Source organism: Geobacillus sp. FSL W8-1251, assembly GCF_038005945.1.
GTDB lineage: Bacteria > Bacillota > Bacilli > Bacillales > Anoxybacillaceae > Geobacillus > Geobacillus stearothermophilus.
Map to the genome: position 1 here is coordinate 1795688 of NZ_JBBOUF010000001.1, position 18440 is coordinate 1814127.

Below are 18440 nucleotides of genomic sequence, written 5' to 3' on the forward strand. Positions count from 1 at the left end.
CAACAAATGGCGCCAGCAGAACTTCTTTTTCGACAAAAAGCGACAAAAAACGCGATTGCTATGACGAATCTCCTATGCTATGATTAAGGGTGTTCAAGGTATTGGAAAACGATAGAGAAGAGGGAGACGGTGATGATCGATATTCATAGCCACATTTTGCCGGGTGTTGATGACGGGGCGCAAACGATGGACGACGCCATTGCGATGGCGAAGGCAGCTGTCGATGAAGGCATTACCACGATCATCGCCACTCCCCATCATCGCAATGGAAAGTATGATAATCCCGCGCCAAATGTCATCACTGCCGTCCAACGGTTAAACGAGCAGCTCCAACAAAACCAAATTCCGTTGACTGTATTAGCAGGTCAGGAGGTTCGCATCCATGGCGATGTGCTGAAACATTGGGAACAGGGCGACATCCTCTCGCTCACCGGGGAAACGCCGTACATTTTGATCGAGTTTCCGTCCGACCATGTTCCACGCTATGCGAACCAGCTGCTGTTTGAGATGCAGCTGAAAGGACTCACTCCTGTGATCGCCCATCCGGAGCGGAACGCTGAAATCATCGAAAAACCAGATCGGCTGTACGAGCTCGTCCAAAAAGGCGTCCTTACCCAAGTGACTGCCGCCAGCGTCGTGGGCCGTTTCGGAAAAAATATTCAGAAGTTTTCAATGCAGTTGATCGAAGCGAACTGGGTGCACTTCATTGCCTCAGATGCTCATAATCTCACAAGCCGTTCTTTCCAAATGCGGACGGCTTATGATACGATCGACTGCGAATTCGGCATTGATGCCGTCTATTTCTTCCAAGAAAACGCCGAACAGCTCGTCAACGGGCAAACTGTATACCGCGACGAGCCCGTGCGGATCAAAAAGAAAAAATTTCTCGGCCTCTTTTAGGAAGAAGCGCCTCAGCCAACAGGCTGGCCCGACTGTTTCAGCCATTTGTTGACCCGTCTCCTATTTTAGTCAACAAAACCGAAACAGCTTCCTTTTTTCTTTCCGGTGATGTCTCCTTACCGTTATCAATGGAGGCACTTGGCCATGCCGTGGGTGGGGACGATGACGGTCCTGGCACCTTAGACGCCCGTCGTCGAGGGTGTGGTGTGAGGGCGGGTTAGATGCCCGATTTTTCACTCGTTTTTATCTAATTCAGTGATTATGAGTCAGGCGTATCGTTTATAATAGAAAGATAGAGGATCCGTAATCTGTGAAAAGAGGCGATACGCGCATGGAACAAACTTGGGCGTTAAAGGTTGAGCGATTTGGAAAGATCAAACAGGGGGAAATCGATATTGCCCCGTTGATGTTGTTTGTCGGCGACAACAACAGTGGGAAAAGCTATCTGATGTCGCTTCTTTGGGGGGTGTTGTCCGAGGGGCGCAAGCTGTTTCCAAAAGACCCTCCGAACACGTCCACGTACAAGGAAATCGATCGCTTTCTTGAATCGTCTATCGGCGATGACTGCCTCATCCAAGACCGTGAAGCGCAACTGTTTGTCCAATGGTTTAATGATGTTCTCAGAAACAAAAAAAGCGAGTTGGTTCGAACGATTTTTCGGCGCAAAATCCCGATCGGTTCGTTAAGCATCGAGCGGTACCGCCGTTCTGAACCGTTGCGAATCATCTTTGAAAAGAAAGATTCGCTCCAAGGCACACGTTTTTCGACGGGGAAACACTATATTCGCATCCCGTATACGGATCGAAGCAAGGGACAAGCGACAGAGCGGTATCGCATGGCTCAATACATTACGTGGAATTTGCTGATGGATGGACTTACATCGCCGTTTTACCCGCCATCCAGACAAGGCGGCATCCAAGGGCGGGCCATTGGCGAAGCGCTGTATTTGCCCGCTTCGAGAACAGGGTTCATGTTGTCTTACAAGGCGCTGGTGCAAGAAATGATGGAACGGATGATCAACGAAGAACATGAGGAACCATCCCTTGACTTCACGTTGCCTGTCTATCGATTCTTGCAAGCGTTGTTGCGTTTGGAGGAAAGCGGACAGTCGAAATATGCGGACATCGGACGATTTATTGAAACCGAGATTGCCAACGGAACCATGGACCAAGAAAAAGGACCGATTCCATCGTTCTACTATTGCCCACAAGGCAAACAAGAGCGCTTGCCGTTATACGTCACATCGTCGCTTGTAACTGAACTGTCGCCGCTCATTTTGTTTTTAAAATCAAAAGCAACGTACCGTTCACTCTTTTTTGAAGAGGCAGAAGCGCATCTGCATCCACGCGTCCAGCGCATATTAGCGACAGCGCTTGTCAAGTTGGCCAACCGAGGCATGCCGGTGTGGTTGACCACCCATAGCGATATTTTGTTCCAACAGGTGAACAATTTGATCAAACTTCACCAGCATCCAAAGAGAGAACAGTTGATGAAAACGTATGGCTATGTCGATGAGGACGCGATTGATCCGAAAAAGGTGAGGGCGTACCAGTTCCGCATGCAAGGCCAAGACACGATCATCACGCCGCTCATTCCGACCGAAAACGGCTTTCCGGCGGAAACGTTCAATGAAGTTTTGGGGCATGAAGTTCCTCATCAACGCATTCCACTGAATGACTCCGGACAAGGAGAATACACGTTGTAACGTTTCCCTGCCGCGCCATGCTATAATGGCGTCAAGGAGGTGAAGCCATGAGCCAAGAGCTGAAAGAATTGCTTCGTTCCGTCTTGCAAGAAGAACTGAAACCAGTCCACGACAGGCTTGAGCGGTTGGAAGGAACAGTCGGACACATTCGTCAAGACGTATCGCAGCTGCAGCAAGACGTATCACAACTTCAGAAGGATGTCACCCATCTGCAACAAGGCCAACAGACATTAGAAACCACGGTTTCCCAAATTCAAAAGGACGTTGCCCAGCTCCAAGAAGGGCAGAAGGCGTTGCAGCGTGAGATCGTCCAGCTCCAAGAAGGCCAACGGACATTGGAAACGACGGTCTCTCAAATCCAAAAAGACATCACCCATCTGCAACAAGGCCAACAAACACTAGAACACGAGATGGCCGGCATGAAGCAGATGCAAGAGCGAATCCTCGAAGAGCTGCGTATTTCCAAACACAATCAAGCACTCATTTTAAACGATGTCACCAGCATAAGAAAATCCGTCGATGTCACCGTCTCGTACTTGCAGCGCCGATCCGATGTGATGTTCGACAAACTGATCGATCATGAAAAAGAAATCTTGAATCTGAAATCAAAAATGCCAAACTAAGTCCCGAAAAGGGGCTGTTTTTTATGCCCATATGCATCGGCGCATCGGCGCAGCTGCGGTTGCACCGATGCGCGGGGGCATAGGGGCCAACTATACATAGGGGGGGTTACGTACCACGTCAACTACCCCCACTTAGCTAACGCTTGAAGTGGGGGCTTGCAACCATACCCGTCAAGTTTAGCGGTATAAAATTTTTAAGACGATACTCGTGTTCATCCCCGCAGTGAATGATGGGGATCACATCCATTATTGGGCATACCAAATACCCCTCCAGAAGAGGGGTATTTGGTATTTATATCCATATCTAATTCTACCATATCTCTAATTTCGTTAAGATATCTGATGCCGTTTCTTCCCCTTTCCTTCGACCTTTCTTGGCATGTTTTCGTAACAGGGAAAGGAGAGAGAAAAGGTTGATTTCCGCCATATGCGAACGCAAAAGCAACTGGTGCCAATACGATTGGAGAAGATCGAGCGCTTTCCGTTCACTGATTTCAATGTCTTCCTTTTGATGCCAATACATCCGAGCTTGAAACAGAAACGTCTGGGTGACCAAAATGGCAATCAACGTCCCGTATAAATGGCATTCGAAACGTTCTTTTTTCATCTCCTTGACTTTCTCCAAATCAAATACGGATTTCCAGGCTTTAAACAACAATTCAATTTGCCAGCGCAGGGAATAGAGCTCATAAACCTGTTGACCATCAAACGACTCTTGTGGTAAATTCGTCAGTAAGATGTGGTATTTCTTTTGTTCGAGGGTTTGGCGTGCCAGCGCCTTCCCTTTTCTTTTTTCCTTTTTCCGCACATACGCCATCCGTTTTTGCCATTCTTCCGCCGTCAGACGGCGGAAAACCAACCGTGGAACATACAAGCGTTCATGTCCGATGTACACATGTTCCATTTCCACTGATTCCCCTTCCTCTAATTGATTCCCAAGGGATTCCCAATCCCATTCCTTCCACTGGCCATTCTCCTTGATATACACTTTCATATCGGAACGGAGCCGAGTAATATAATACGCTCCGCGGGCGTCGATCTCGGACAGTGCGGCAACGGAGAAAAAGCCCAAATCCCGAATACATAGGTCATTCGGTAAAATCGTATGCTGGGCATGATAGGCAAAACGAGCGTCCGAGTCATTGGCCGATTGAACGCATAGCTGAAGGCAGGCGCCGGATAACAAGTCATATTCAAACTGAATTTTCACCCCCGACGAAACGGAACCTCGATAGTCTTCCCCATAGTCAGCGGGAACCAAAAAGCTGGTTGAGTCCAAAATCCGCAGGCGGGTAAAACAAGTTCGATAGGTCTCCATGGCTGACAAAAGCAATGGACGTTGATGCAGGAGGAGAAGGAAAAACACTTCTCGCAAAAATGCCACGGCCCGATCGGTAAAACGCTGATTCAAGCCTTCGCTTGAAAGGGAACAGCCATGCCAGAGCGTCAAGGCCGCACACAACCGCTGAAGCGACTGTTTGGCCAGTGAGCCATCTCCCCATGCACAGAGAGTCAGAAAGGCTTCCGCCGTTAACGAACGCTGCCGCCGGATAAAGCCTGTTTTCCGTGCGAGACGGGTTAATTCTTCGGGAGAAAAGAGTTGACGAATGGTTTGAATCCATGCTTTCATTTGTTTTTCCATGAAAAAAATCCTTTCTAACGTGGAGTGTTCGTTAGAAAGGATACCATGTTTTTGACGATGCACAAAGACCAAAATTCTTAACTTGATGGGTATGGGGCTTGCAACTCCCCAGAAGTGCAAACGGACTTCGTCCTCCTTCCTTGACTTGGGGTTGCATCAGGGGGCAGGTTGACGACTACCCAACGACGCAGGTCATGCCTGCATCGTTACCGATTCTCTCGGTGTGTCTGTTGGCAGTACTTGGCTTCCACACACAACAGACGGACCTACGCTCGATGTTTTACGGTTACAACGTTTCCTGTAACCAACTCCATACATCGAGTAGCCGTGATTGGAGTGCCTTTATTGAACGGTTTTCTCCACGCCTTTATTATATCATACACAAAAGAAAGGGGGGAACGCGCATTCCTCTCCCACTTACTCCCTTTGGTCGTTGAAGTGGGAGTCTCCTGCGCGAAATAGGATGAAAAAAGTACGCAAAGCGATCATCCCGGCAGCGGGGCTCGGCACAAGATTTTTGCCGGCAACGAAAGCGATGCCGAAAGAAATGCTTCCGATTGTCGATAAACCGACGATTCAATACATCGTCGAAGAAGCGATCGCCTCAGGGATCGAAGACATCATCATCGTCACAGGGAAAGGAAAACGCGCCATCGAGGACCATTTCGACAACGCGTTTGAACTTGAACAAAACTTAATTGAAAAAGGCAAATACGACTTACTCGAAAAAGTAAAAGAGCCATCGAAAGTCGACATTCACTACATTCGCCAAAAAGAACCGAAAGGACTTGGCCACGCCGTTTGGTGCGCCCGCAACTTTATTGGCGACGAACCGTTTGCCGTTCTGCTTGGTGACGACATCGTCCAAGCGGAAACACCGTGCTTAAAACAATTAATCGATCAATATGAACAAACACTTAGCTCTGTGATCGGTGTCCAAAAAGTACCTGACAATGAAACACACCGCTACGGCATTATCGATCCACTCGAACAACATGGACGCCGTTACCAAGTCCGCCAATTCGTCGAAAAACCAGCACCAGGCACCGCGCCATCCAACTTAGCCATTATGGGAAGATACATACTTACACCGGAAATCTTCTTATTCCTTGAAAAACAAGAAGCCGGCGCCGGCGGCGAAATCCAGCTCACCGACGCGATTCAAAAGCTAAACGAAATCCAGCGCGTCTTCGCCTACGAATTCGAAGGCAAGCGCTACGACGTCGGAGAAAAGATCGGATTTATTAAGACGACGATTGAGTTTGCGTTGCAACATGATGAATTAAGAGAAGACCTTATTCAATTCATGGAAAAACTATTAAATGATGTGAAAGTAGAAGAGAAATAAAGGGGGAGACGGAGATTTGGCAAAACCAGGCAGTACCGCGACTGTCGAAATCAAACGTCACCATCGAGTGGCCGTAAACGATAAAAAAGGATATTTAATTGCCAAGCGAATCATGGATATATGCGGAGCGTTAATAGGTCTTATTTGTTTATCGTGGCTATTTCTTATTGTCGCGCTCCTTATTAAACTAGAAGATCCAAAAGGTCCCGTATTTTTTAGACAAGTTCGCGTTGGCAAAAATGGCAAAGAGTTTTATATGTACAAATTCCGCTCGATGGTGACAAATGCGGAGGAATTGCTAGAATCTCTGCTTCATTTAAATGAAGTAACCGGGGCGATGTTCAAAATGAAGGAGGACCCTCGTGTCACGAAAATTGGGAAGTTTATTCGTAAGACAAGCATTGATGAACTCCCACAATTATGGAATGTATTAAAAGGCGAAATGAGTTTAGTAGGTCCGAGACCACCGCTTCCAAGGGAAGTAGCACAGTATACGGAGTATGATAAACAGCGATTGCTTGTGACACCGGGGTGTACGGGGCTTTGGCAAGTGAGTGGGAGAAATGATTTGGGATTTGATGAAATGGTTGAGTTAGATTTGAAATATATTCGTGAAAGATCACTGTTATATGATATAAAGATTATATTTAAAACAATTAAAATAATGATTAGACCGAATAGTGCTTATTAAGATTAAATAGAAAATTGGGTTAATTCTTATATAAAACAAGCCTTGATAAAACTCCTCAACCGATTAGTGTATTAAAAGGAGAAATGAGTTTGGTTGGACCGAGACCAGTGGTTGAAGAAGAACTGGAAGAATACGGAAGGGAAGTTTCAAAATTTTTATCAGTCAAGCCAGGAATTACAGGCTATTGGCAGGTAAGCGGGAGAAGTGAGGTTGGGTATCCTGAGAGAGTAGACTTGGAATTATTTTATGTATATAATCAATCGTTGTTTTTAGATATAGTGATTCTCGTAAAAACAGTGTTCATGGTTCTTTTAAGGTAACTATTCAGCCACATCATAAAGTGAGCTGAATATTTTTTGCTTTTCCTGTCTATGATGTGAATATTGATAGACAAGGAGGTGAATCACATGTTGACGGTACAACAAGCTGTATTTACAGTTGAGGGCTTAATCGGCAAAGTCCAACAACAAAAACAGCTCATTCATCAACTCGTTCAAGAAAATGAACATTTGCGTCACGAAAACAAACAACTACGCAAAGAAAATGAACAACTGAAGTACCGTGTTCAAGAGCTGGAAGCACGCACGAAAAAAAACAGCTCCAATAGCCATTTGCCCCCATCTTCTGACCGTTTTGCCAACACACGTTCTTCTCGTCAACCATCTGGCAACAAGCCAGGCGGACAAGAAGGACATCAAGGAACGACGCTCCGTCAAGTGGAACATCCACATCATCGTGTCGTCCACCGTGTGCATACGTGTCAAGGATGTGGGGCTTCTTTGCGTGACGTCAAACCGTTCAAAGTCGATATCCGTCAAGTGTTTGATGTCCCTCCTGTGGCGATCGAGGTGACACAACATGAACGTGAAGTGAAATCGTGTCCACATTGTCGATGCGTGCAACAAGCCGAATTCCCATCCCATGTCACGAATCATGTGCAATACGGTCCACGGCTCACGGCGCTCGTTGTTTATTTACATCATATCCAATTGATCCCGTACAAGCGTTTAAGTGATACAATCGAAGCGTTATATCAACACTCGATTAGTACAGGAACCCTTGCCAATATGGTGAAACGAGGACGCGAAGCGCTGGAATCAAATATGGACATCATCGAAGACGCCTTACTTGAATCCAACATCCTGCATGTCGATGAAACGAGTTTGCGCATCAATGGGAAACTCGCATGGGTGCATGTCGCGTGTACATCGAGATATACATACTTGGCTCCTCACGCTTCTCGTGGAAAAAAAGCGACCGATGAGATCGGGATTCTTCCCCGATATGAAGGGACGATGATGCACGATGCGTTCGGTACGTATCCGAAATACACACATGCCACCCATGCCCTTTGTCATGCCCACCATTTGCGTGAGTTAAAAGGATTCATCGAACAGGGGCATACGTGGGCGATGCGCATGACCACGTTTCTGTTAGCCGCCAAGCAAGCCGTCGAAGCCCATCACGGTGCACTTTCCGAAGAAGAAGCGAGACGGTGGGAACGAGTGTATGATCGCATCCTAGAAAGAGCACAACACCGATTAGAAACGATGACGCCTCTTCCGAAAAAAGCACTCGCTTTTGTTCGACGCCTTCAAAAACGAAAGGAAGAAGCGCTGCGTTTCTTACGTGAAGTACATGTTCCCTTTGACAACAACCAAGCCGAACGCGATCTTCGCATGGTCAAAGTCAAAGAGAACATTTCGGGTACGTTTCGCGAAGAAACATTCGCGCAGTCGTTTTGCATCGCAAGAAGCATCGTTTCCACACTGACGAAACACGAAAAAAACGTGTGGGATTCGTTATGTCTTCTGTTGGCAGGCGAAACGATCGATCGAGTTCTTTCCGCTACCTAGGGCATTTTCTATGACCGAAATGCCCTATTTGTGCTGGGCTTTTTTATACACTAGCACTGGGGTGAATAGTTACAATAAATTTTATACATCAGAGCTTAAGAATAAAATTATTAATAAATTAAAAGAAGAAGATTATGATTATATCTATATTGACCATTTACCCATGATGGTCTACCAACATCTTGTAAATTATCATTTTATTTCAGCACAAAACACCCATTTTTTTGCACATTCTTTCAGAAAGCCCTCTCCCCTTTTCTGAAGGAATGTGCTAAATTTTTTGTGAATTGTTTCGGACAAAGATTTCCATTCGTTTCAATGAGGGGGAGGAAGTGTGATCCAGTTTCACGACTTTGGCATTGACATTCAAACGTATACGGATCGTGGGAAAGGGAACGATTTTCCCGACGTGAACCAATGCCCCCACTGTTCATCCCGCCGCCCCTTGCATCGTCACGGATACTACCAACGTTATGCGTTGACGGCAGAGGGGGAGTATCACCTTTGGATCGCACGATATCGCTGTCAAGAGTGTCGCAAAACCGTGAGTGTGCTGCCTTCTTTTCTCCTCCCGTATGTTCAATATACACGATCGGTTATTTGGCAAGCGGTCAAAACGTGGCTCGAAACGCCAAGGCGAGGAGCGAAGACCAAACAGGTTGGTTTTCCCACCAAGGAGGTCATCTTATTTTATGTCCGACGATTTTTACGGAATCTCTCCCGCTTGCATCACGCGGCGGCGAGAAGGTGGGGGATCATCGGCCCTGTGGGGAACGCAAGAACAGAACGGGCGGTTTGGTGGATGCAGACTTTGGAGGGACGGGGGTGGGCTCGATCATCCAAGACCTGTGGACAAACGAGAGGTGGCATCTGTTTGCGGATCAAATTGCTTCCTGATTTTCTACTTAACACCAAAAATGGAGATGGTTGATGTTCCCACAAACCCTTCCTCTCGACGAATCTCGAGCCGTTTCGTAAGATAGGAGGCAGAGGGACCGGGACGGTCCAACATCACAGGGAGACAGGGAGGAGATCCGGATGGATGAATCGATGAGACACGACATCGCGCTGTTTCGGTACGGGCTGATCGCTCCGTTGGTGAATGGCCAGGTGGAGCCCAAGGCGTATTTGAATGAGGTGGGCGGGCGAGTGCATTCGATTCCTCATCAAGGGGACAAACCCATTGCGGCGAAGACGATTCTGGATTGGTGCGCCCGATACAAAAAAGGGGGCTTTGACGCCTTAAAGCCGAAGCGCCGTTCGGACCGCGGCCACTCAAGGCGTCTGTCGCCCGATGATGAGGATCATATTTTAGCCCTAAGAAAAGAACATCCCACCATGCCCGTGACGGTGTTCTACGAACACCTGATCGAGCAGGGGGAAATCCCAAAAAACCATATCTCTTACTTTACTATATACCGATTATTGAAAAAACACAACCTTGTCGGGAAAGAAATCTTGCCGATGCCGGAGCGAAAGCGCTTTGCGTATGACCAGATCAATGAGCTTTGGCAAGGGGACTTATCCCATGGACCCACGATTCGCGTCCATGGGAAAGCCCAGAAAACGTTTTTGATCGCGTATATCGATGACTGCTCGCGGTTAGTGCCATATGCCCAATTTTTCCCTTCGGAGAAGTTTGACGGGCTGCGGATCGTCACGAAGGAAGCGGTGCTTCGTTGCGGGAAGCCGAAACGCATTTACTCGGACAACGGGAAAATTTATCGGTCCGAGGTGCTGCAGTATGCGTGCGCCGAGATGGGGATTACACTCATCCACACCCAGCCGTATGACCCGCAAAGCAAGGGAAAAATCGAACGGTTCTTCCGCACCGTACAGACACGGTTTTATCCACTGTTGGAGCTGAATCCGCCGAAATCGCTTGACGAGTTGAACGAGCGTTTTTGGAAGTGGCTTGAAGAGGAGTATCATCGAAAACCGCACGCCTCACTGGACGGAAAAACGCCGCATGAGGTGTTTCAATCGCAAGTGCATCTCGTGTCGTTCATCGAAGATGGCGATTGGCTGGATGCGATTTTTCTGAAACGGGAGCACCGCAAGGTGAAAGCCGATGGCACAATCACCCTGAATAAACAGCTATACGAAGTGCCGCCTCGGTTCATTGGGCAATCGATTGAGCTCCGCTATGACGAACGAGGCGTCTATGTGTACGAAGAGGGCAAACGGGTGGCGGAAGCCATTCGGGTGCGTTTGGAGGACAATGCCTATGTAAAACGCCATCGGTCCCCGTTTGCGGCGATTCCGGCGAAGGAGGGAGAACACGGTGTATAAATCGTTTTACTCCCTTTCGCGGGAGCCGTTTGCGAAAGAAACAGACCCGTCCGAGGCGTATCAAGGGGCGTCATTTCAAGCGTTGCGGGCGCTGGAGTACGTGAAACGAACCCGGGGGATCGGGCTGTTGATCGGAGAGCCGGGGGCGGGCAAGACGTTCGCCCTTCGGGCGCTGAAAGAGTCATTGAATCCATCATTGTATCATGTCGTCTACTTTCCGTTATCCACCGGAGGCGTGATGGATTTTTACCGTGGACTGGCCTTGGGATTAGGAGAGGAACCGAAGTACCGCAAGGTAGACCTCTTCCGCCAAATCCAGCAGGCGATCGAGCGATTGTATCATGAACGGCGGATCACGCCGGTGTTCATTTTGGATGAGATGCATTTAGCGAAGGATGCATTTTTACAGGACATCGCGATCTTGTTCAACTTTGAGATGGATTCGACCAACCCATTTGTCTTGATTTTGGCCGGGCTGCCCCATTTACAGGGGAAGCTGCGGCTCAATCAGCACCGCCCTCTCGACCAGCGGATCATCATGCGATACCGGATGGGGCCGCTGGAGAAGGAAGAGGTGGCGGGCTACATCGAACATCGGATGAAACAGGCCGGGGCGAAGCATCCGATCTTCACCCCATCGGCGTTAGAGGCGATTGCCCTGCAGTCGCGGGGATGGCCTCGGGTGATCAACACGTTGGCCACGACGTGCCTGTTATACGGGTATCAGCTGAAAAAGGACGCCATTGACGAAGAAGTGGTGCGCATGGCCGCAGAGGAAATGGGGTATTAGCACGAAAGGGGCCGAATCGGCCTCTTTTGTGCTTTCTCTTTTCCATAGGTCCATCAGGCGCGCTGGAAATCTTCATCTGAAAGAGCGTGCAAACGTTCCGAAAGAATGTGCAAAATCCGGAACAATCCGCAAAAATTTTGCACATTATTTCCGAATCCGCCTGAAATAATTTGAAAAAGGGATTCTGAAATAATGTGCTAGTTTACAACATCTTTTTTCAAAAAACAAACTAGTTCTAGATCAGCATAACGTTGAAAGTCTAATTTTTAAAAGATTAATTGAAACAGAGTCAAATTTTATAAAAAAAGCATTAGGTTTACTGGAGTTTATTAAGCTTAAACGATTCGAAATAAAATCTTTACAACTTGCACAACAGATTATTTGCTTAAGTGAAAATGATAAGGAAGTCTTCAAAGGATTTGGTATAAAGGAAGAAAAACTAAATGTTATACCTATACATTTAAAATTAAATAAGAAATACGAGTATCAAAAGAAGGAAAAGGATAAATTGAAAATTTTATTTCTTGGTTCTATGTCTTGGTATCCTAATCAAAATGGGATTAGATGGTTTATGGAAAATGTTTGGGTTAATCTTAATCAAAATGATTATGAGATGTATATAGTTGGAAGTAATCCACCCAGATACATCCAAAAATATCATAATGGACAAAATGTATTTGTAACGGGTTATGTTGATGATGTTGATGAATACATTAGACAATGTGATGTTAGTGTTGTTCCTTTATTTATGGGAAGTGGTCAAAGAGTGAAAATTATAGAGTCTTTTGCCAAAGGCATACCAGTCATTTCGACTTCTATAGGTGCCGAAGGTCTGGTATATGAGAAAAATAAAAGTATAATCATAGCTCACGAGTGTTGATTATCCAAAATTATACATACGCCTTCCATAAATTTGGGCATACTCAAACAAAGCAGCGGCCATCCCGGATTTCCAATCGAGAGGAAGCTGCCCAGAGAAAAAACGGCGAACGAACGAAATGAAGGAAAGAGAGACGTTCGTCTGTTTTTTGGTTTGATCATACAGCCATCGCAGCAACACATACGCGATGAACGCCGCAAACAGTTGGTTGTATACCGCATTTTCCGTCGTGCCAAACAAGGTCGGGACATTCAGATATTGCTTCACCCAACGGAAAAAGACCTCAACAGTCCAACGTTGTTGGTACATGTCGGCAATGGTTTCCGCAGACGCATGGAAGAGGTTCGTCACGACCCGAATGTCGCGGCCATTCGCATCTCGAAAGATCACTACCCGGTGACGCTTGGTGGAGCGGCATTGTTTCGTCCCCAACTGGCACGTGAAGTCGGCTTGAACCGATGAGGATGTGCTGGAAAGGCGTTTCAAGCTTTTTTCTGATGAAGTTCGATGTTGTCCTTCATTCGAATGACAAAGAGCTGATGCTGCTCCACAAATCGATCGAGGCGTTCGATTTTGAAATACGCCCGGTCTTCCACGAGCACTTGTTGAGCGTTCGTCAACTGTTCTCCCACCGGGCCATCATGACGCAGTCCGATGGTTTCCACCACGTCTGCCGGCAGCGAGGATTCCGGCGAATACGCGACGTGCAGCTTCACTCCGGCGCGTTCGCCGTGATATGGCGCCCATGGCAGGCGGTTTTTCCCGACCGTGACGGTCGTCGAATCCACCACCCGAAGCGGTTTGGGAAACCGAAGCGAGCGGCGGGTTTGGCGGTTGCACTTGGAAATGATCAACGCCAACAAGCGTTTCATGATGTCATAGGGAACTTCTTTCGCTTTCTTGGATACTGTGGAATAATGGAATCGCGGCAATCCATACAGAGGCCCCACATCGGCTCCGTGGCGAAAGCTTTTCCATTGATGCATGGCGGCCAGCAGGAAGAAGTGAATCAACTCGCGCAACGTAAAGGTTCGAGACGAATCACGATACCCAACCGCTTCGGCAATCAGTTGAATCTCTTCATCCGAAACAAGTTTTTGCATCAAATTCGGGAGTGTGGTATGCTTGTTCATAGAGAGCACCTCCTGGGTTTGTTTGTGTCGTTACTCACATTCTACAGGAAAGGTGCTCTTTTTTCTATACCCTTTGGATTTTATTGGATAATCAACACGCCTGATCATAGCTGATAATGCAAAACAATTTATAGAGTCCCTTAATATGTTAAAACGGGATAGCAATAAACTAATCGAACTATCAGAAAATGGAAAAAAGCTTTTTTACAAACATTATTCATTTGAAAATTTACCTCACAAATTAACATATGTATTAAATAAATTGGATTTAGAGGATGATTTGGTTGAAAAGAAATAAAGTTACTCTGTTTAATGTTACATTTGATAATCTAACTATGGATGAGGCTGTTAGAGAGATTGATAATATTATAGTTCAAAATAAAAGGCATAATAAAGCAGATTTTGTAGTAACACCTAATGTAGACCATATAGTTAATATTCATAAAAATAGGCTTTTTAAAGAAGCGTATCAAAAAGCGGCACTAACTTTAGTTGATGGTGCTCCAATTGTCTTTTTGTCAAGAGTCTTCAATAAATCTTTAAAGGAAAAAGTATCTGGATCAGATTTAACCCCTCGTCTTTTTGAATTAGCCCAAAAAAAGCAGTACAGAGTTTTTATTTTTGGTTCCCTGCCGGGGGTAGCGGATTTAGCAATAAAAAGAATAAAGGAAGAACATGGATATAACTTCCCGATATCTTCGTATTCACCTCCTTTTGGATTTGAAAATGAGGCGTATACCTTAAATAAATGTATTAACCTGAATCCGTGATAAAAACGCGTTCAAACTGCTGAGAAAGCTTGATAAATCAACAAATATCACACTTTTTGCTTTTCACTCAATAAGTGAACATCCGAAACTGGGCTAAACCCTTGATATGATTACGTTTTCCGGTGCTTTTGATGAGCTGCTGTCACGGATTCAGGGTATTAATATTATTAAAGAATTTAATCCAGATATACTATTAGTTTCCATTGGATCACCTAAAGGGGAATTATTCATATATCAAAACTTAGAAAAATTAAAAGTACCTTTATCTATCCAAGTGGGAGCCTCTATAGACTTTATTGCTGGAACGGTCAAAAGGGCACCCCTATGGATGCAAAAATACGGTTTAGAATGGTTTTATCGATTCTTAAAAGAACCGAAGAGATTGTTTAAAAGATACTTTGTAAACGATAGTTATTTTTTTCTATTAATAATAAAAGAAATTTATTCAATTTATTTAAAAAGAAAGTGATTTTATAGGGAATAACGTCAAAATTGGTCCACTTACAAATATTATTGATAGCAACTATCATCAGATTGATATGGATGACGAAATGAGACCGAGGAAAATTAAAATTTCTGATAATGTTTGGATAGGAAGACAGTGTATTATATTACCAGGAGTTACTATAGGGGAAAATTCAGTCATTGCCTCTGGGAGTATATATAGATGCAACAAAGAAGTTTAACATATCCTTGACAGAAAAGTGGTTTGCCCATTTTCGACTGTCGAAGGCAAGCGTGTGGCTTGCCTTCGACAGTCGGATGCAATGACCGGCAAAGACGAAAAATGTTAAAGCTTTAAATTGCATCTATCCTGAAAATACCCGAACTCCAAAATGTGTAAAATTGTAAAATTCAACATAGAGGTCTTTTCATCCTTCCGATGGTGACGAAATTTTTTTGTCATGGGAGTCTATATAGTTACTAAAGATGTACCACCTAATGTTTTAGTAGCTGGTTCACCTGCTAAAGTAATACGTCAGTTAAATATAGGAGATAATTGGATAAGAAAGTAATTAAATTTTAAAAAAGCGAGTTAATTGGCTCTTCACCACAAGTTGTACTTGATCATTTAAGGTAGGTGTGCATAGAGGGTACAAAAAATGCGAATTTTCCTGTATGGTAAAGGTGACCAAACCAAACCATGGAGGGAAATTCGCATGTACTCTCAGTTTATCAAAGAACTCATCGATTTACCAGATGTTTTGATTCAAAAGGTGCGAAAAGAAGGGGAACGTTGGATTTTCGAACTTTCTCTACCCGAACAATGCCCGTTATGTCCTGTCTTGAAGCGCACGATCAAAATGACAGACAAAAAGAAGCAATGGATGCATGGCTATGCTCAGCGAATCGGAATTTTTTGGATCGAACTTCCTGTCGAGCGCAGACGTTGTAGCACGTGTGGCGTGACGTTCAGCACGTCGTATCCAGCCATCTCTCCTCGAAGTGTGGCGACGGATGCTTTTCAGCGATGGGTCGCGCAATCTTGCATCGGAACATCCATTCAGGCGGTGGCTCGTATGCTCAAGCTTCCTTACACGACCGTTGAACGATGGTTTTATACCCATGCCCCTTCCTTCCTATCGAATGACGTCCAACCAAAGGCGGTTTGTGTCGATGAGTTTGCTTTTCGAAAAGGGCACGACTATGGAGTGGCGATCATGGATGCCGAAACGGGAGAAGTGTATGCCATGGAAGCAGGAAAGAACGAGGAAGCCATTGGGCGTGCATTGGCTCATGTATCTCGTTCCGTTCAGTATGTCGTGAGTGACTTGGCTCCAGCGATGAAAAAAGCGATTCAACGGGTTTGCCCAGAGGCGACACATGTCGTCGACTATTTCCATGTCATTCAGCTGTTTACCGATGCTTTAGAACGTTGTCGCAAATATTTGGGCAAAGGAGGCAAGAAACACGGAAATGTTCGTTACGTTTGCCGTTTATTGAGCCAATGCCCAGAGAAATTGACGGAGGAAGAACGTCAAATCATACGAGAATGGTGTAATGAAAGCGATTACTTAAAGTCTGTTTACCAATCGCTCCAACATGTTCGCTATGTGTTCAAAAGCAGATGAGCAACAGGCGAAACGACGCTTGAAGGCTTGGATTCATCGGTATTTGTTTTGTCCTTGTTCCGTTGTTCGTGCCATCGCAAAATCACTCGTCAAACGAACAGACGAAATGATATCGTGCATTTTATCCCATTATTCGAATGGGAAGATGGAGGGAACGAATAACAAGATCAAGCTGATGAAACGTCGGGGATACGGATACCGAAATATCCAGCGTTTTGCACTGCGGGTTCGGCTGGAAACAGCTAACATACTTTCATGACAGGTGCAAGTACATCTTTTGGTGATGAACCAGTTAATTATAAATTATAGAAAATATTACCATGAAATTTTAAATAATAAAATAGGGGGAGTTTTTTTGAAACTAGTACTTTTGTCAGGCGGCTCGGGCAAACGCCTTTGGCCTTTATCTAACGATGCGCGCTCTAAGCAATTTTTAAAAGTGTTAGAAAATCAAAACGGTGAGCTGCAGTCAATGGTACAGCGCGTATGGGGTCAGTTAAGAAATGTCGGCCTAGCTGATTCCGCTGTGATTGCTACAAGCAAATCCCAAGTCGATATGATTCAAAGCCAATTAGGACAAGAAGTACCGATTATCATTGAACCGATGCGGCGCGATACGTTTCCGGCGATCGCTCTAGCATCGGTTTACTTGTATAGTGTGGAAGGAATTCGTTTAGATGAGGTCGTTGCGGTGTTGCCTGTTGATCCGTATGTAGAGGATCGCTTTTTTCATCGAGTCAAAGATTTGGAAGAAACCGTACTTGCAAGTGGGGCTGATTTGGCGTTAATCGGTGTGGAGCCAACGTATCCATCTGCGAAGTACGGTTATATTGTTCCAGCTTCCAAATCTAGTGATAGCGGTTATTTAAGAGTAAGTCATTTTACAGAGAAGCCAACTGAAGAAAAAGCAGCGGAATTAATTAAACAAGGCGCGCTTTGGAACTGTGGTGTGTTTGCATTTAAACTTGACTATATTATTTCATTGCTGCAAGAAAAAGGATTTCCAATTCAATATGATGAGTTATTAAAGCAGTATGATAAGTTACCAAAAATCAGCTTTGACTATGAGGTCGTAGAAAAGACAAAACATATTGTTGTATTGCCCTACGATGGTTATTGGAAAGACCTAGGTACATGGAACACGCTAACAGAAGAAATGGCAACAAACCAAATCGGTAAGGGTGTTATTAGTCCTGATTGTGAGAATACCCACCTCATTAACGAGCTAGATATTCCTGTGACAGTATTGGGAGTATCTAATGCGGTTGTTGCGGTGAGCCCAGATGGGATTTTAGTTGCCGACAAAGCGAAGAGCCCGAAAATTAAAGAGTTAGTAAATGGTTTTGGCCAGCGTCCAATGTATGAAGAACGCCGCTGGGGTTGGTATCGGGTATTAGATTATACAAAGTTTGAAGATGGAAGAGAAGTATTAACAAAACGAATTGGCGTTACCGCAGGGAAAAATTTAAGCTATCAAATGCATCATCAGCGTAGCGAAGTGTGGACCATTATTAAAGGTGAAGGGGAATTTGCTTTAAATGGAGAAATTCGCCGCGTTAAGCCAGGGGATGTGCTTGAAATTCCTGTCGGTGCGAAACATGGAATTAAAGCGATTACGGATTTAGAATTTATCGAAGTGCAAACAGGAACACAGTTAATTGAGGAAGATATTGTTCGTATTTATATGACGTGGGAAGAAGTAGAGGCAAATTGCTTCTCTGCGAGTAAATAATGGTTT

Annotated in this window: 14 protein-coding genes and 5 pseudogenes; 17 read left to right on the forward strand and 2 right to left on the reverse strand. The window is 45.3% G+C overall.

The features are described 5' to 3' along the window. Positions 1-132: 132 nt before the first annotated feature. The 3 genes from NSS88_RS09440 to NSS88_RS09450 all read left to right on the forward strand — a co-directional run bounded on the left by NSS88_RS09440 (position 133) and on the right by NSS88_RS09450 (position 3228). A complete protein-coding gene (locus NSS88_RS09440; protein ID WP_341085375.1) occupies positions 133-900 on the forward strand; it encodes a tyrosine-protein phosphatase in 768 nt (255 codons plus the stop codon). 331 nt (positions 901-1231) lie between these two features. Beyond that, positions 1232-2605: an AAA family ATPase gene (locus NSS88_RS09445; RefSeq protein WP_341084183.1), complete on the forward strand. Its 1374-nt coding sequence runs from the start codon at positions 1232-1234 to the stop codon at positions 2603-2605. Positions 2606-2652: 47 nt separating this feature from the next. After that, positions 2653-3228 (forward strand): hypothetical protein, encoded by a 576-nt coding sequence (locus NSS88_RS09450; RefSeq protein WP_341084185.1) that lies wholly within the window; start codon positions 2653-2655, stop codon positions 3226-3228. A 310-nt stretch (positions 3229-3538) separates the two neighbouring features. On the opposite strand, the gene NSS88_RS09455 is transcribed toward NSS88_RS09450, so the two are convergent. Next, complete coding sequence (locus tag NSS88_RS09455) at positions 3539-4870, reverse strand: IS4 family transposase (RefSeq protein WP_061580603.1); 1332 nt, start codon at positions 4868-4870, stop codon at positions 3539-3541. 463 nt (positions 4871-5333) lie between these two features. On the opposite strand from NSS88_RS09455, the gene galU reads away from it, so the two are divergent. From galU to NSS88_RS09495, 8 genes and pseudogenes are all read left to right on the forward strand, one after another. Then, positions 5334-6218, forward strand: a complete 885-nt coding sequence (galU, locus tag NSS88_RS09460) for a UTP--glucose-1-phosphate uridylyltransferase GalU (RefSeq protein WP_341084187.1) — start codon at positions 5334-5336, stop codon at positions 6216-6218. 16 nt (positions 6219-6234) lie between these two features. Continuing rightward, positions 6235-6909, forward strand: coding sequence for a sugar transferase (locus NSS88_RS09465; RefSeq protein ID WP_445297961.1), 675 nt, complete (start codon positions 6235-6237; stop codon positions 6907-6909). 23 nt (positions 6910-6932) lie between these two features. Further along, positions 6933-7229: pseudogene (locus tag NSS88_RS09470) on the forward strand (sugar transferase); the annotation flags it as partial. Positions 7230-7316: 87 nt separating this feature from the next. Further along, entirely contained in the window at positions 7317-8765 is a 1449-nt protein-coding gene (tnpC, locus tag NSS88_RS09475) for an IS66 family transposase (protein WP_341083186.1), read from the forward strand. 334 nt (positions 8766-9099) lie between these two features. Continuing rightward, positions 9100-9662: pseudogene (locus tag NSS88_RS09480) on the forward strand (DUF6431 domain-containing protein). A 141-nt stretch (positions 9663-9803) separates the two neighbouring features. Beyond that, positions 9804-11057 carry an IS481 family transposase gene (locus tag NSS88_RS09485; protein WP_341084188.1) on the forward strand — a complete coding sequence of 418 codons (1254 nt, stop codon included), beginning with the start codon at positions 9804-9806 and terminating at the stop codon, positions 11055-11057. Further along, positions 11050-11847: an ExeA family protein gene (locus NSS88_RS09490; RefSeq protein ID WP_341084190.1), complete on the forward strand. Its 798-nt coding sequence runs from the start codon at positions 11050-11052 to the stop codon at positions 11845-11847. Before NSS88_RS09485 ends, NSS88_RS09490 begins: the two co-directional genes overlap by 8 nt. 454 nt (positions 11848-12301) lie before the next feature. Further along, entirely contained in the window at positions 12302-12727 is a 426-nt protein-coding gene (locus tag NSS88_RS09495) for a glycosyltransferase family 4 protein (RefSeq protein ID WP_341085378.1), read from the forward strand. Here the strand turns inward: NSS88_RS09495 and NSS88_RS09500 are convergent. After that, positions 12728-13860, reverse strand: a pseudogene (locus tag NSS88_RS09500) (IS4-like element IS5377 family transposase). 284 nt (positions 13861-14144) lie between these two features. Here NSS88_RS09500 and NSS88_RS09505 point away from each other — a divergent pair. The 6 genes and pseudogenes from NSS88_RS09505 to NSS88_RS09530 all read left to right on the forward strand — a co-directional run bounded on the left by NSS88_RS09505 (position 14145) and on the right by NSS88_RS09530 (position 18434). Then, complete coding sequence (locus NSS88_RS09505; protein WP_341084191.1) at positions 14145-14630, forward strand: WecB/TagA/CpsF family glycosyltransferase; 486 nt, start codon at positions 14145-14147, stop codon at positions 14628-14630. 106 nt (positions 14631-14736) lie between these two features. Beyond that, on the forward strand, positions 14737-15099 hold the full coding sequence (locus NSS88_RS09510) for a WecB/TagA/CpsF family glycosyltransferase (protein WP_341084193.1): 363 nt from the start codon (positions 14737-14739) through the stop codon (positions 15097-15099). Between the two features lie 82 nt (positions 15100-15181). Then, entirely contained in the window at positions 15182-15316 is a 135-nt protein-coding gene (locus NSS88_RS09515) for a DapH/DapD/GlmU-related protein (RefSeq protein ID WP_341085380.1), read from the forward strand. A gap of 231 nt (positions 15317-15547) precedes the next feature. After that, positions 15548-15646, forward strand: a pseudogene (locus NSS88_RS16735) (acyltransferase); the annotation flags it as partial. Positions 15647-15958: 312 nt separating this feature from the next. Further along, positions 15959-16961 (forward strand): annotated as a pseudogene (locus tag NSS88_RS09525) (ISL3 family transposase). A gap of 96 nt (positions 16962-17057) precedes the next feature. Continuing rightward, the gene (locus NSS88_RS09530) at positions 17058-18434 is read left to right on the forward strand and encodes a sugar phosphate nucleotidyltransferase (protein ID WP_341084195.1); all 1377 of its coding nucleotides are present in this window, start codon (positions 17058-17060) and stop codon (positions 18432-18434) included. The last annotated feature ends 6 nt before the right edge of the window (positions 18435-18440 follow it).

What these genes read in the sequence shown, in the direction of transcription:
- NSS88_RS09450 (WP_341084185.1), top strand. Translation starts at nt 2,653, where the DNA reads ATGAGCCAAGAGCTGAAAGAATTGCTTCGTTCCGTCTTGCAAGAAGAA.
- NSS88_RS09440 (WP_341085375.1), top strand. Translation starts at nt 133, where the DNA reads ATGATCGATATTCATAGCCACATTTTGCCGGGTGTTGATGACGGGGCG.
- NSS88_RS09455 (WP_061580603.1), bottom strand. Translation starts at nt 4,870, where the DNA reads ATGGAAAAACAAATGAAAGCATGGATTCAAACCATTCGTCAACTCTTT.
- NSS88_RS09510 (WP_341084193.1), top strand. Translation starts at nt 14,737, where the DNA reads ATGATTACGTTTTCCGGTGCTTTTGATGAGCTGCTGTCACGGATTCAG.
- NSS88_RS09485 (WP_341084188.1), top strand. Translation starts at nt 9,804, where the DNA reads ATGGATGAATCGATGAGACACGACATCGCGCTGTTTCGGTACGGGCTG.
- NSS88_RS09445 (WP_341084183.1), top strand. Translation starts at nt 1,232, where the DNA reads ATGGAACAAACTTGGGCGTTAAAGGTTGAGCGATTTGGAAAGATCAAA.
- galU (WP_341084187.1), top strand. Translation starts at nt 5,334, where the DNA reads ATGAAAAAAGTACGCAAAGCGATCATCCCGGCAGCGGGGCTCGGCACA.
- tnpC (WP_341083186.1), top strand. Translation starts at nt 7,317, where the DNA reads ATGTTGACGGTACAACAAGCTGTATTTACAGTTGAGGGCTTAATCGGC.
- NSS88_RS09515 (WP_341085380.1), top strand. Translation starts at nt 15,182, where the DNA reads ATGAGACCGAGGAAAATTAAAATTTCTGATAATGTTTGGATAGGAAGA.